Origin of the sequence: Oceanicaulis sp. UBA6590 (assembly GCF_002433705.1) — a bacterium.
Taxonomy (GTDB): Bacteria; Pseudomonadota; Alphaproteobacteria; order Caulobacterales; family Maricaulaceae; genus Oceanicaulis.
The window spans coordinates 1-12,766 of sequence record NZ_DJIQ01000062.1 but is presented as its reverse complement, the minus strand read 5'-3'; the positions used below and the strand labels follow the sequence as shown (position 1 = coordinate 12,766).

The window sequence follows — 12,766 nt, the reverse complement described above, 5'->3', positions numbered from 1 at the left end:
TCCCTCGGGGGCGGCTCAAAAGAGGCCGGGTTATGCGATAGAGAGACGATTCCGTTAAAGCGGCGTGTTCATTACAATTCAGTGAGGGTTTTCAGAGCGTCCTTCACGGCGCCAGCATGGCCGGGGTTATGGGCTGGGTGCGATCAAGGGTTCGGGCCAGGTCGGGCAGCGGGTATTTCAGCCCGGATCCGCAATTGAACAATACGACTTCGGCATCCTTCTGGATCAGACCCTGTGACAAGGCGGACTGACAGGCGGCTAGGGTGGCGGCGCCTTCCGGGCACAACAGCAGACCGTCTTCGCGTCCACAGAGCTGGCGCGCCGTTTCGATCTGGGCGTCTGAAACCGCCAGCGCCGACCCGCCGCTTTCACGCACGGCGCGCAGGATCAGGAAATCGCCAATCGCCTTAGGCACGCGAATGCCCGACGCGAATGTATGGGCGTCCAGCCATTCGGGCGCGTGCTCTTCGCCCGCCTCGAACGCCTTGACGATGGGCGCGCAGCCCTCGGCCTGCACGGCGAACATCTTCGGACGCTCCGAGCCGATCCAGCCCAGTCTCTCCATCTCGTCGAAGGCCTTCCACATGCCGATCAGGCCGGTGCCGCCGCCGGTGGGGTAGAAGATGGCGTCGGGCAGTTTCCAGCCCATTTGCCAGGCGAGCTCGATCCCCATCGTCTTCTTGCCCTCGATCCGGTAGGGCTCCTTGAGGGTGGAGACGTCAAACCAGCTCATCTCCTCCTTGAGCGCGCCCACTATGGCGCCGCACTGGTGGATCAGCCCGTTCACCCGGAACACCTGCCCGCCCTGCGCCGCGATCTCGCGCACATTCACCTCGGGCGTATCGGCGGGGCAGAAGGAATAGGTGGTCATTCCGGCTCGCGCACCATAGGCGGAGAGCGCTGCGCCGGCATTGCCATTGGTGGGCATCGCCATGGTCTTCACGCCAAACGATTTCGCCATGGACACCGCCAGCGCCAGACCGCGCGCCTTGAAGCTGCCGGTGGGCAGGCGGCCCTCATCCTTGACCCAGAGCGGGGCGGTGAGCCCCAGCGCGGCGGCCACCTTCGGCGTTTCGATCAAAGGCGTGTCCACCTCGCCCAGAGAGACCACGTCCTCGTTCCGCGCGACCGGCAACAGCTCGCGCCATTTCCAGAACCCGGCTTCTTCATGGGCGGGACGAGCGGCGATGGCGTCGCGGTCCACCTCGCGCTTCATCGTCTCAAGGTCATAGCGCGCCAGCAGCGGCCAGCCTTCGGGAGACAGGTTATGCGCCGTGTCCTTGTCCAGTCGCGTCCCCGTCATGGAGCATTCAAGATGAGTGAAATAATTGGACGGGGCAGGGCGCATGGGTCACCGTGAGGGCAAATTGAGAAGGAGGCAGGCATGCCGGTTCTGGGTGTTGGCGGCATATTCGTGAAGTCCGGCGATCCTGACGCGAGCAAGCGCTGGTATCAAGAGGTTCTGGGTTTAGAGCTTAATTCTTATGGGGGATTTGATTTCGCCCATGCGGATGCGGCGAAAGCCTTCGGGGAGGGGGCACGCACGATCTTCGCCCGTTTCGAGAGCGGCTCGGACTATTTCGAACCGTCCGCCCAGACTTTCATGATCAATCTCATCGTGTCGGATCTGGACGCCCTGCTTGAACGTATCGCGGCGTCGGGAACCGATCTGATCGGCGAGCCTCAGAGCTTTGACTATGGCCGCTTCGCCTGGGTGATGGATCCTGACGGGGTGAAGATCGAGCTGTGGGAGCCGGGAACGCCGCCGGCCTAGCGGGCTGGCTGTCCCGCCCTTCTAAAGCAATCCCAGACTCTTGAAGCTCGCGGTCCGTTCGCGCCCGATCACCAGATGGTCATGGACCACGATGTTGAACGGTTTGGCGGCGCTGATGACGAGCTTGGTCATCTCGATATCGGCATGGGACGGGGTGGGATCGCCGCTGGGGTGATTGTGCACGAGGATGAGCGCGCTGGCGTCGAGCGCCAAGGCGCGCTTGACCACTTCGCGCGGATAGACGGGCGCATGATCCACCGTACCGCGCGCCTGATGCTCGTCGGCGACGAGGCGGTTCTTCTTGTCCAGATACAGAACCCGGAACTGTTCGGTGGCGGCGTGCTGAAGCGCGGTGCGCAGATAATCGAGAAGCGCCGACCAGCTTGACAGGATCGGCCGTCCCACCACCTGTTCACGCGCCATGCGCACCGCCAGAGCCTCGATCAGCTTGAGATCGAGCGCGGTCTTTTCAGAGACGCCCTTCACCTCCTTGAGCTGATGCAGGTCCGCTGCGCACACCCCGCCCAGACCGCCAAATCGGGCGATCAGCGCCTTTGCGAGCGGTTTGACGTCGCGGCGGGGAATGGAGCGAAACAGGGCCAGTTCCAGAAGCTCGTAGTCTGCGAGCCCCGGACCGCCGGCCTCGGCAAAGCGCGCCCGCAATCGGTCGCGATGGCCGGCATGGTGAGAAGGTGTTGGAGACTTTGGGGATTCGCTCAATGTGGGGCTCGCCAGACTGCTATTCGCCTGATAGGAGAATAGCCGCTATCGAGTGATCTTGGAGGGGAAATATGATCCGTCTTGTCCTGGCCGTCAGCGCCGCCCTGTTTCTCACGGCGCCAAGCCTGGCGCAGAGCGATCCTGAACTGCGTCTCGCCGAGGCCGAGCGCATGATGGAGCTGACAGGCAGCGCCGATGCGGCCGCCATGATGATGGGCATGATGATGCCCAGCATGGAGCCGGCCCTGCGAAGCCAGTACGCGACAGCCTCTGACGCCCAGATCGCGCAGGCCATGGCCCTGATCGAGCAGACCCTGACCGATCTTGTCCCGCAGATCATCGTCCAGAGCGCGTCGGCCTATGCCGAGGCGTTCACGCTGGAAGAGCTGGAAGAGATCAACGCCTTCTATGAAACCGAGACCGGCCAGAAGCTGGTGGTGGCCATGCCCCAGCTCATGGACCAGGTCGGGCGGGTGTCCGAGCAGCTGGGCATTTCGGCCATGATGGGCATTCAGCCTCAGATCGACGCCATCATGACCGAGTAAGCGGTTTCCCCATCTTCCACACCCCCGTGATTTGACCTAACCGGTCAGTGTGCACACATACGCACACTGACGAGACTGAATCACGGAAGGGCGCGACATGGCCGATCACGAGTTTGACTATGACCTGTTCACAATCGGGGCAGGCTCTGGCGGCGTGCGGGCCTCGCGTCTGAGCGCCATGATGGGCAAAAAGGTCGCCGTGGCCGAGGAATACCGTCCCGGCGGCACCTGCGTCATCCGCGGCTGCGTGCCCAAGAAATACATGGTCTACGCGTCCGGCTTCTCCAAGAGCTTCAAGCAGGCCAGGGCCTATGGCTGGGATGTGGGCGAGCCGAGCTTTGACTGGCCGACCTTCCGCGACACGATGAATGCGGAAGTGGATCGCCTGTCGGGCATCTATTCGCGCAATCTCGCCAATGCGGGCGTCGAGCTGATCGAGGACCGCGCCGAGCTTGAAGGGCCGAACACCATACGCCTTGTCAATCAGGATCGTACGGTGACGGCGAAACACATCCTCATCGCCGTCGGCGGCGCGCCCAATAAGGACGAGAGCCTTCCGGGCGTCGAGCACACCATTACGTCCAACGAGCTGTTTCACCTGCCCGAATTGCCCAGGCACATCGTGATCGCCGGCGGCGGCTATATCGCGGTCGAATTCGCCCAGGTCTTCGCTGGACTGGGGGTCGAGACCTGCCTTGTCTACCGGGGCGAGACCGTGCTGCGCGGCTTTGATGATGATGTGCGCACCGCCGTCCATGAAGGCCTCAAGGAGGCGGGCGTGCGCGTGATCACCCATACCGTGTTCGAGAAGGTCGAGCAGATTGACGAGGACGCGAAAATCAAGCGCGTCACCCTGAAGAATGGCGATGTGATCGAGGATGTGGACCAGGTCGTCTTCGCGATTGGCCGCGATCCCTATACCCGGGGCCTGGGTCTGGAGACGGCGGGCGTCGAGGTCGATGAGAAGGGCGCGATCAAGGTCGATGAATACTCCAGGACCAGCGTTGAGAACATCTATGCGGTGGGCGATGTCACAGACCGCGTGAACCTGACCCCGGTGGCGATCCGCGAGGGCGCGGCCTTTGTGGACACGGTCTTCGGCGGCAAGCCGAACGCCTATGATCATTCCACCATTCCCAGCGCCGTCTTCACCCAGCCGCCTGTGGGCACGGTCGGGCTGACCGAGGCCGAGGCCCGCCATCAGTATGGCGAGGTGGATATCTACAAGTCCCAGTTCCGGCCCATGAAGGGCATCATCACGGATCATCCCGACCGCATGATGATGAAGATGATCGTGCGCCCCTCCGATCAGGTCGTGATCGGCGTGCATCTGGTGGGCGATGACAGCCCGGAGATCATCCAGGCGGTCGGCATTGCCGTGAAGGCGGGACTGACCAAGGAGCAGTTCGACGCCACCTGTGCGGTCCATCCCAGTGTCGCCGAGGAGTTGGTGACCATGAAGGAGAAGTGGATCCCGCCCGAATTGCGCGCTGCGGAATAAAGTCGTCGATCCTGTGGGGTGAATGCATCACCCCGTAACCATCATCGTTGCTTTTTGCACGCAGTGCGCCCCGAAGCGGACCTTCGGGGCTTACTGCGTTGCACAATCGCCGTTACTATGTCCGGCCAAATACGAGAAAGGCGAAGGCCATGACCCTGTGGAGCCCTGAGAGCTGGAGATCCAAACCTGGCAAGCAAATGCCGGCTTATCCCGATATGGACAAGCTCTATTGGGTGGAATCCGAGCTCGCCAAGCGCCCTCCGCTGGTCTTTGCAGGCGAGGTGCGTCGGCTGAAGAGCCAGCTCGCCAATGTGTCCGCGGGTCAGGCCTTTCTGCTGCAGGGCGGTGATTGCGCCGAAAGCTTCAAGGAGTTTTCCGCCGAGACCGTGCGCGACACCTTCCGCGTGCTCTTGCAGATGGCGGTGGTCATGACGTTCGCCAGCGCCAAGCCGGTGGTGAAGGTGGGCCGCATTGCAGGCCAGTTCGCCAAGCCGCGCTCGTCAGACACCGAGACCATCGATGGCGTCACCCTGCCGAGCTATCGCGGGGATTCCATCAATGACATGGCTTTCACCGAAGAGGCGCGGGTGCCCGATCCCGAGCGTCTGATCCGCGCCTATGACCAGTCGGCCGCGACGCTGAACCTGCTGCGGGCGCTGGCGTCGGGCGGCTATGCCGACCTTCACAATGTGCACCAGTGGACGCTGGATTTTCTGGCGGGCAGCCCGGCGGGCGAGCGCTATCAGGAATACGCCGACCGGATTGGCGAGGCGCTGGCCTTCATGCGCGCCTGCGGCGTGACCCCGGACGGCGCGCCGTCTCTGGAAGGGGTGGATTTCTTCACCTCACACGAGGCGCTGCACCTGCCGTTCGAGCAGGCCCTGACCCGGATGGAGAGCAATTCGGGCCGTTGGTACGACACCAGCGCCCATTTGCTGTGGATTGGCGACCGGACTCGTCAGCCGGACCATGCCCATGTGGAGTTCATGCGCGGCATCGAGAACCCGATCGGGCTCAAATGCGGCCCGACGCTCGATCCCGACGAACTGATCCGTCTGATCGACGTGCTCAATCCGCGCGACGAGGCGGGCCGTCTGATCCTGTATGTGCGCATGGGCGCGGACAAGGTGGCCGATGGCCTGTTGCCGCTGGTGCGCAAGGTGCAGTCCGAGGGCCGCAATGTGATCTGGTCGTGTGACCCGATGCACGGCAACACCCACAAGGCCGCCAATGGCTACAAGACGCGGGACTTCGACAAGGTGCTGGCCGAGCTGCGCACCTTCATCGAGGTGCTGCGCGCCGAGGGCGCCGAGCCGGGCGGGGTGCATTTCGAGATGACGGGGCAGGACGTGACCGAATGCGTCGGCGGCGCCGGTCATCTGTCCGAAGCGGACCTGTCGAGCCGTTATCACACCCATTGCGATCCGCGCCTGAACGCCGATCAGGCATTGGAGATGGCCTTCCAGATCTCGGACGCCCTCAAGCCCGCCCAGGGCCTGAAGCGCGGTCAGGTCGCCGCGGAATAGACGGTCGCACTCGACCTCGGGGCCATGCTGGACCTTGTGATCATCGGAGCCGGGATCAGCGGCCTGCGTGCGGCGACGCGCGCGCAGGCCCTCGGGCTCGACTATCAGATCGTTGAAGCGCGGGACCGGGTTGGCGGTCGCGCTTATGCCGAAGCCGGGCTGGATCTGGGACCGTCCTGGGTCTGGCCCGCGCACCAGCCGCGCGTGCGCGGCCTGATCGAGGCCCTCGGCCTTCGCGTCTTCGCCCAGCCCGAGCGCGGCGCCTTGCGGTATGAAACGCCGGCGGGCGTGCAGACGCTGGATTTTCCCAAACGCTACGCCGATGCGGCGCGGCTGGAAGGCGGCCCGTATGAGCTGGCCCGGCGTCTGGCCAAAGCCCTTCCGCCTGACAGGCTGGCCCTGAACGCGCACGTGCATGAAATCGCGCTTGCAGGCGAGGGAGTCGAGGTGCGGATTTCGAACGGGCAGGGTATTCAGGCGCGCCATGTGATCCTTGCTGCGCCGCCGCCGCTGATTGCAGGCTGGAGCTTCAGCCCGTTGCTGCCTGATACGCTGAAGGCGGCGCTGACGCGCTGGCCCACCTGGATGGCCGCGCACGCCAAGATCTCGCTGCGGTACGACGCGCCGTTCTGGCGTGAGGCGGGATTGTCAGGCTCGGCGGTCAGCCAGGTCGGACCGTTGATGGAAGTGGTGGACCATAGCGATGATGAAGCGGGCCGGTTTGCGCTCTTTGGCTTTTACGGCTGGCCGCATGGCATCCGGCGACGTCGGGCGGAGACGTTGCAGGCCGAGACCCTGAGCCAGCTGGAGCGCCTGTTTGGCGCCGAGGCCGGGCGCCCGGTCGAGATCGTGTTCAAGGACTGGGCGTCCGATCCGCTCACCGCGACCCCTGCCGACAGCCCCGGACCGCGCGAGCATCCCCCGTATGGCGAGCCGGCCTTGTCGCAGACCTGGCTTGAGGGGCGTCTGGCCTTTGCGGGCGCGGAGGCGTCGCAAGGACATGGCGGCCTTATCGAGGGGGCGCTTGAGGCGGCCGATGCTGCGATGGAGCGTCTCTTCCCGGCCAGCGCCTGATCCCAGGCCTCAGCGCATAGCCGCAAAAGAAAACCGCCGCCCTTTCGGGCGGCGGTTTCGCATCAGCATGTCCGCCCGGGGGCGGAAAACGCTTAGATGTCTTTCAGCGCAGACGCCGGGCGGAAGGCCAGTTGCGTCTTGGCTTTGGACATCATTTTTTCGCCGGTGCGCGGGTTGCGCACTTCGCGCGCTTCGCGGTGTTTGGCGTGGAAGGTGCCGAAGCCCGCCAGCTGCACGGAGTCGTTAGACTTCGCTGCGCCGACGATGGCGTCTGCGAACGCGTCGATTGCGTCGCTGGCCTGGGCTTTGGTGATGCCAGCTTTGTCGGCGATGGCTTTGGCGAGTTCAGATTTATTCATCAGGGTTCCCCCCTTGGTTTAAAAAAGGCGGAAGCGTGGGAATCGCAACCCGCCAACGTTGGACAGCGCCATGAAGCGCGATTCTGATCGTTGATTGCAAGGCTATACAGGCGTTTCCGCTGAATTGGTGTGCAGTCCTAACGGGAAATTACGCGTTATGGTAAACAAATGGCTACGAAAACGGCCTGTTGTTTGCTCTCAGGAAACCATGACCTACGCACCTGTCTCATGGCTGAACAGAATCAGCGCCATCGGCCTCGCGGTCGCCGCCACCTGCCTGTCCTATGCAGGCTTCGTTCACATGTTCGGAAACGGCACGCTGGCCTGCTTTGTCGCCGCGGTCATAGGCGGCGGCGTAGTCGGGCGGATGCAACGCGCGGCGCGTCAGGGCCAGATATAGGCGCCGAACAAGGCCGTGACCTGCATGACGAGGCCGGCGATCAGGATCAGGATGATCAGAACCAGCGTCATGAGCAGGCTGTAACCCCAGCGCTTCAAACCCGTGCCGATGATGCTTTCGGGCATGCCTCTGAAGAACGCCTGGAAATACCCCAGCATCACCAGACCCATCCCGATCGACCAGGGCAGGTCCAGCTGGGTCTGGGGTATCATCACCACCAGACCGATCGTGCTGCCGGCATTGAGGGTCGCAAACATCAGGTTGAGATTGACGCTGAAGGGGCGACGTTCGCCCATCAGGCGCAGGACCAGCACCGAGCCCGCGGTGAACAGGCCGACCAGGATGGGCTGAAGGAAGCCGATGATGGTTCCGAAAATGGCGTAGAATTCGTCGAGCGGTCTGTCGACCAGGGTCTGCAGGTCCTGCAGCTGCTCTTCAGAGAGCCGACTGAGCGACTGTTCGAGTATGCCGGCATGGCCGCCCCAGATGACTGACAGGGCGACCTGCACGCCCATCAGCCCCAGAAAGAGACGGATCATGGGGGTGAAGCGTTCACGGTCACGCTCCACAATGGCCCGCATGACCGAGCGGGGGCTGGCCAGCAAGGCGTAGAGCGTTTTGATGCTGCGTAGATTGAAGCCCAGCGTGTCTTCGATCAGATCCTCGCGATCCTTGCGGTCCTGATCCTCAATCTCTGACCCGCTCATGCGCGCCCCCTTGCCCCGGAAGGGACAGTGTGGCCCGAAACGCGCTCGCGTTGAAGCTAGTCTTCCTTGTGATCGCCGCGCCGCTGGGGATAGAGCACCATCTGGGTGCAGCGGAAGACCGCGATTTCCTTGTTGTCGCCCTCGCGCCAGCAATTGGCCGACCAGACCTGGGTGGTGCTGCCGCGGTGAATGGGGACGGCTTCGCCGATGACCCGGCCTTCGCGGGCGGTGCCGAAGAAGCTCGAGGAGACTTCGATGGTCGTAAAGCCGATGGCGCGATCAGGCATGTTCATGCCCGCGCCATACCCGGCGAGGGTGTCGAGCATGGCGATGATGGTCGCCGTATGCAGGAAACCGGTCGGCGCCTGCAATTCGGGCCGCACCAGAAGCGCTCCGCGAATGCGGGTCTGAGTGGCCTCGAGAACCTCAAGCCCGACAAGGCCGGCGAGACGGCCCTCTGCACGCGCGTTCAACTGATCTACGTTCATGGAAACCCTCGGTCCTCTGACAGACGACCGTCCTGTCTCGAATAACGGTACGGGTAACCATTAGAACCAAAGTCTTCACAAGACGTATAACAGGCGTGTCGAGCCGACTGGAACTCGCCTTGTGAATGTAGCCTTGGAATCAAGGCCGTGTTGAAGTCCGGTCCGGCGACTGTGTTGGCGTCGCCGGACCGGCGCAGCGTCAGAGCTTGACCAGCATCTTGCCGATATTGGCGCCTGTGAAGAGCCCCATGAAGGCGTCCGGGGTCTGCTCGATGCCTTCATAGACGGTGTCGCGGGTTTTCACCTTGCCGGCCATCATCCAGTCCGACAGATCCGAGATGAACTCGCCCTGCAGATCGAAATGGTCTGACAGGATGAAGCCCTGGACCTTGAGCTTCTTGGCGATGATCTGGGTGAGGTTGGTCGGGCCGGGCAGGGGCTGGTCGTCATTATAGCGGGCAATCATGCCGCAAACGGCCATGCGGCCATGGGGCTTGATGACATCGAGCGCGGCTTGCAGGTGATCGCCGCCGACATTCTCGAAATAGGCGTCCACGCCGCCGAACGGCTCGGCCGCCGCGCGCACGGCGCCGGCGAGATCATCGGTGGCCTTGTAATCGACCACGGCGTCCGCGCCGATTTCAGAACAGAAGGCCGTCTTTTCCGCGCCGCCGGCGGTGGCGATGACATTGGCGCCCATGGCCTTGGCGAACTGAACGCCGGCCGATCCGACCGCGCCGGCCGCTGCGCTCATCCACAGGGTTTCGCCAGCCTTGAGTTCGATGATGCGCTTGAGGCCGATATAGGCGGTCATGCCGGTCAGACCGGCCACGCCCAGATAGGCTTCAGGCGGAAGCACGCTGGCGTCGATCTTGGTGAGGGTGTTGGCGGGCGCCACATAACCTTCGCGCCAGCCCTTCATGCTCATGACCCAGTCGCCTTCGGCAAAGCCGTCGGCATTGGACGCAACGACCTGTCCGACCGCGCCGCCCTCAAGCGGGGCGCCGACCTCGAAAGGGTCGATATAGGTTTTCACGCCGATCATGCGGCCGCGCATGTAGGGGTCGACGGACAGCCAGGCGTTCCTGACCAGAACCTCGCCTTCGCCCGGTTCGGGAAGCTCTACCTCCGCCATCTCGAAATAGTCCGATTTCACGGGGCCCGTGAAATGCTGGGTCAGGCGGATTTCGCGAGAATTCATGGCGCTGTGTCTCCCCTCAGCTCGATGATGTCCGACACGTTCAGATCAAAGCGATGCTCCATAACCTGATCGAAGGTGAGGACCTGAAGCAGCAAGGTGATCACTATGGTGACGGGGGTCAACAGGACGAAGGAAAAGAGCTTCAGTATCGTGCCCGTCAGCGTCCGCGCATAATGAGCGTAGATCACGCGTCCGGTGATGTAGAAATACAGGACCATGACCATCAGCAGACCAAGAGCGACGCTCGCGGCATTGTCCATGAAGATCGCAAGGACCAGCGTCAGGAGGATCTGGGCCGCTGTCATCGTGTTGATGGTGGTCAGATAGACCAGCACCGCGCCGTAGAGCGTGCGCCCGGGCGCATAGGCCTTGAACAGCAGCGCGTAGGGCAGGGAGGAAATCACCATGATCGGCCAGATCATGATCTGCAGCCAGAAGCTCCAGACTTCATTGACCTCTTCCAGGCTGGAGCCTTGTGCGATCAGCCAGGCGTTCAGGACTTCGGGGGCGGCGGGCGTGAAGGCTTCCACATTCTGCGCATCCGGACCGACCATGAAGACCGTCAGGGTCATGTAGATCCCGAACAGGAAGACCAGCAGCCGAATGGGGTTGGCGTAACTTGAGCTTTCCTGCTGCAGGATCGCGCCTGCGACCTCTTCAGGCTTGAGAAAGCCGTCCTTGAGCGTCCGGATGAAGCTGCGGTTCCAGCCCATCAGACTGTCGAGCATGTCATCGAGCTGGGGCCCTTTGGGTCCCGGACCGACCGGCGTTTGCGGCTCTTGGCTCATCACTTTCCCCCAGCGAAGGCGGCAAGGATCGCCTTGTCCGCTTCAATCATCAAGCGTTTCTCCGCACTCACCCGTTTGACGACGCGAGGGCGGCGGTCTAAAGCCGCGCTTTAGTTCGCGCGCCCGTCGCGCGCCTGTCTCATAATCAGAGTCGATATCCATGACCGTGAAAGTCCGTTTCGCCCCCAGCCCCACCGGCAAGCTGCATGTGGGCAATGTGCGCACCGCCTTGATGAACGTCCTGTTCGCGCGGGGCCAGGGCGGGCAGGTGCTGCTGCGCATCGACGACACGGACCTGGAGCGCTCCACCGCTGAATTCGAGGATGCGATCCGCGCCGACCTCACCTGGCTGGGTCTGAGCTGGGACGAGACGTTCAAGCAGTCCGAGCGCTTCGACAAATACGAGACCGCCAAGGCTGCGCTGATCGAGAAGGGCCTGCTGTATCCGTGCTACGAGACCGAGGACGAGCTTGATCGCAAACGCAAGATCCAGCGCGCCCAGGGCAAGCCGCCGGTCTATGACCGCGCCGCGCTGAGCCTCAGCGATGAAGAGAAAGCCAAGCTGGAAGCCGAAGGCCGCAAGCCGCACTGGCGCTTCAAATTGTCGGGCGGGCGCATCGAATGGACCGATCTGGTGCGCGGGCCGAGCCATATCGAGACCAGCTCTGTCTCCGATCCGATCCTGATCCGCGCTGATGGCAGCTATCTCTACACCCTGCCGAGCGTGGTGGATGACCTCGATTCAAAGGTCACCCACATCATCCGCGGCGAGGACCATGTCACCAACTCCGCCGCGCAGATCGAGATCTTCGAGGCGCTGGGCAGCAAAGGGTCGGCGCCCGCCATGGGCCATATGGCGCTGCTGGTGGGCGCGGATGGCGACAAGCTGTCCAAGCGTCTGGGCTCGCTGTCCATCGAAGACCTGCGCGATATCGAAGGCTATGAGCCGATGGCGGTCTGCTCGCTGCTCGCCAAGATCGGCACCTCTGACGCCGTGGATGCGCGCTCCGAGCTGCAACAGCTCGCTGAGGAGTTCGATTTTGGCAAGCTCTCGCGCACCCCGGCCCGCTTTGATCCTGAAGAACTCAAGCGTTTGAACGCCAAGCTGGTGCACGCCATGGATTACGCGGATGTGCGCGATCGCCTGGCCGGGCTGGATGCAGATGGCGGCGAAGCCTTCTGGCTGGCCGTGCGTCCGAACCTGACCGTGCTCAAGGATGTGGTGGAATGGGCGCGTCTGATCGAGGGCCCGGTCACTCCGGCCATCGCCGATGAAGACGCCGACTTCGCCGCCCAGGCCGCCGAGCTTCTGCCCGAAGGCGAGCTGACCGCGGACAGCTGGGGCGTCTGGACCAACGCGCTGAAAGAGGCGACGGGCCGCAAGGGCAAGACCCTCTTCCTGCCGCTGCGCATGGCGCTGACCGGCCAGCAACGCGGACCGGAAATGGCCGAGCTCCTGCCGCTGATCGGTGCAGAAAAAGCCAAGGCGCGTCTCAACGGCGTGACCGTCTAGATCTGGCTTTCATGTGAATGACAAAACCCCGGAGCCAGGCTCCGGGGTTTTTTGTTTATGGGCCTCCGGATCACGTCCGAAGGCGGAGAGGTTAAAGCTCCAAATCTCGGTCCTCGGGCTTGACCCGGGGACCCATGCGCCACCAGCCCCGCGCGCCAACGCAGGGGAAA

At 63.1% G+C, this 12,766-nt stretch carries 14 protein-coding genes; 7 read left to right on the top strand and 7 right to left on the bottom strand.

Annotated elements, in window-relative coordinates; all coding sequences use genetic code 11:
* Positions 1-103: 103 nt before the first annotated feature.
* Positions 104-1,348, bottom strand: a complete 1,245-nt coding sequence (locus B2Z70_RS12295) for a threonine synthase (RefSeq protein WP_292983607.1) — start codon at positions 1,346-1,348, stop codon at positions 104-106.
* A 36-nt stretch (positions 1,349-1,384) separates the two neighbouring features.
* Here B2Z70_RS12295 and B2Z70_RS12290 point away from each other — a divergent pair, with 36 nt between their 5' ends.
* The gene (locus B2Z70_RS12290) at positions 1,385-1,774 is read left to right on the top strand and encodes a VOC family protein (protein WP_009801329.1); all 390 of its coding nucleotides are present in this window, start codon (positions 1,385-1,387) and stop codon (positions 1,772-1,774) included.
* Between the two features lie 21 nt (positions 1,775-1,795).
* Here B2Z70_RS12290 and radC read toward each other — a convergent pair whose 3' ends face one another.
* Complete coding sequence (gene radC, locus B2Z70_RS12285) at positions 1,796-2,509, bottom strand: RadC family protein (protein ID WP_083783199.1); 714 nt, start codon at positions 2,507-2,509, stop codon at positions 1,796-1,798.
* A gap of 56 nt (positions 2,510-2,565) precedes the next feature.
* Here radC and B2Z70_RS12280 point away from each other — a divergent pair, with 56 nt between their 5' ends.
* From B2Z70_RS12280 to B2Z70_RS12265, 4 genes are all read left to right on the top strand, one after another.
* Entirely contained in the window at positions 2,566-3,039 is a 474-nt protein-coding gene (locus tag B2Z70_RS12280) for a DUF2059 domain-containing protein (protein WP_009801327.1), read from the top strand.
* A gap of 97 nt (positions 3,040-3,136) precedes the next feature.
* A complete protein-coding gene (gene gor, locus B2Z70_RS12275; protein ID WP_292983602.1) occupies positions 3,137-4,540 on the top strand; it encodes a glutathione-disulfide reductase in 1,404 nt (467 codons plus the stop codon).
* A 149-nt stretch (positions 4,541-4,689) separates the two neighbouring features.
* Positions 4,690-6,066 carry a class II 3-deoxy-7-phosphoheptulonate synthase gene (locus B2Z70_RS12270; protein WP_040612474.1) on the top strand — a complete coding sequence of 459 codons (1,377 nt, stop codon included), beginning with the start codon at positions 4,690-4,692 and terminating at the stop codon, positions 6,064-6,066.
* 24 nt (positions 6,067-6,090) lie between these two features.
* Positions 6,091-7,140, top strand: coding sequence for a flavin monoamine oxidase family protein (locus B2Z70_RS12265; protein WP_292983600.1), 1,050 nt, complete (start codon positions 6,091-6,093; stop codon positions 7,138-7,140).
* Positions 7,141-7,232: 92 nt separating this feature from the next.
* Here the strand turns inward: B2Z70_RS12265 and B2Z70_RS12260 are convergent, their stop codons facing one another.
* Complete coding sequence (locus tag B2Z70_RS12260; protein WP_009801323.1) at positions 7,233-7,499, bottom strand: HU family DNA-binding protein; 267 nt, start codon at positions 7,497-7,499, stop codon at positions 7,233-7,235.
* A gap of 208 nt (positions 7,500-7,707) precedes the next feature.
* Here B2Z70_RS12260 and B2Z70_RS12255 point away from each other — a divergent pair, with 208 nt between their 5' ends.
* On the top strand, positions 7,708-7,899 hold the full coding sequence (locus B2Z70_RS12255) for a hypothetical protein (RefSeq protein WP_292983599.1): 192 nt from the start codon (positions 7,708-7,710) through the stop codon (positions 7,897-7,899).
* On the opposite strand, the gene B2Z70_RS12250 is transcribed toward B2Z70_RS12255, so the two are convergent.
* The 4 genes from B2Z70_RS12250 to B2Z70_RS12235 form a co-directional block, all read right to left on the bottom strand.
* Positions 7,884-8,606: a hypothetical protein gene (locus B2Z70_RS12250; protein ID WP_009801321.1), complete on the bottom strand. Its 723-nt coding sequence runs from the start codon at positions 8,604-8,606 to the stop codon at positions 7,884-7,886. The genes B2Z70_RS12255 and B2Z70_RS12250 overlap by 16 nt on opposite strands.
* Positions 8,607-8,662: 56 nt before the next feature.
* Positions 8,663-9,094 (bottom strand): PaaI family thioesterase, encoded by a 432-nt coding sequence (locus B2Z70_RS12245; RefSeq protein WP_292983598.1) that lies wholly within the window; start codon positions 9,092-9,094, stop codon positions 8,663-8,665.
* A gap of 199 nt (positions 9,095-9,293) precedes the next feature.
* A complete protein-coding gene (locus B2Z70_RS12240) occupies positions 9,294-10,295 on the bottom strand; it encodes an NADP-dependent oxidoreductase (protein WP_292983597.1) in 1,002 nt (333 codons plus the stop codon).
* Positions 10,292-11,083 (bottom strand): DUF3667 domain-containing protein, encoded by a 792-nt coding sequence (locus B2Z70_RS12235; protein ID WP_009801318.1) that lies wholly within the window; start codon positions 11,081-11,083, stop codon positions 10,292-10,294. The genes B2Z70_RS12240 and B2Z70_RS12235 overlap by 4 nt, the downstream gene beginning before the upstream one ends.
* Positions 11,084-11,243: 160 nt before the next feature.
* On the opposite strand from B2Z70_RS12235, the gene gltX reads away from it, so the two are divergent.
* The gene (gene gltX, locus B2Z70_RS12230; RefSeq protein ID WP_292983596.1) at positions 11,244-12,596 is read left to right on the top strand and encodes a glutamate--tRNA ligase; all 1,353 of its coding nucleotides are present in this window, start codon (positions 11,244-11,246) and stop codon (positions 12,594-12,596) included.
* Positions 12,597-12,766: the final 170 nt, after the last annotated feature.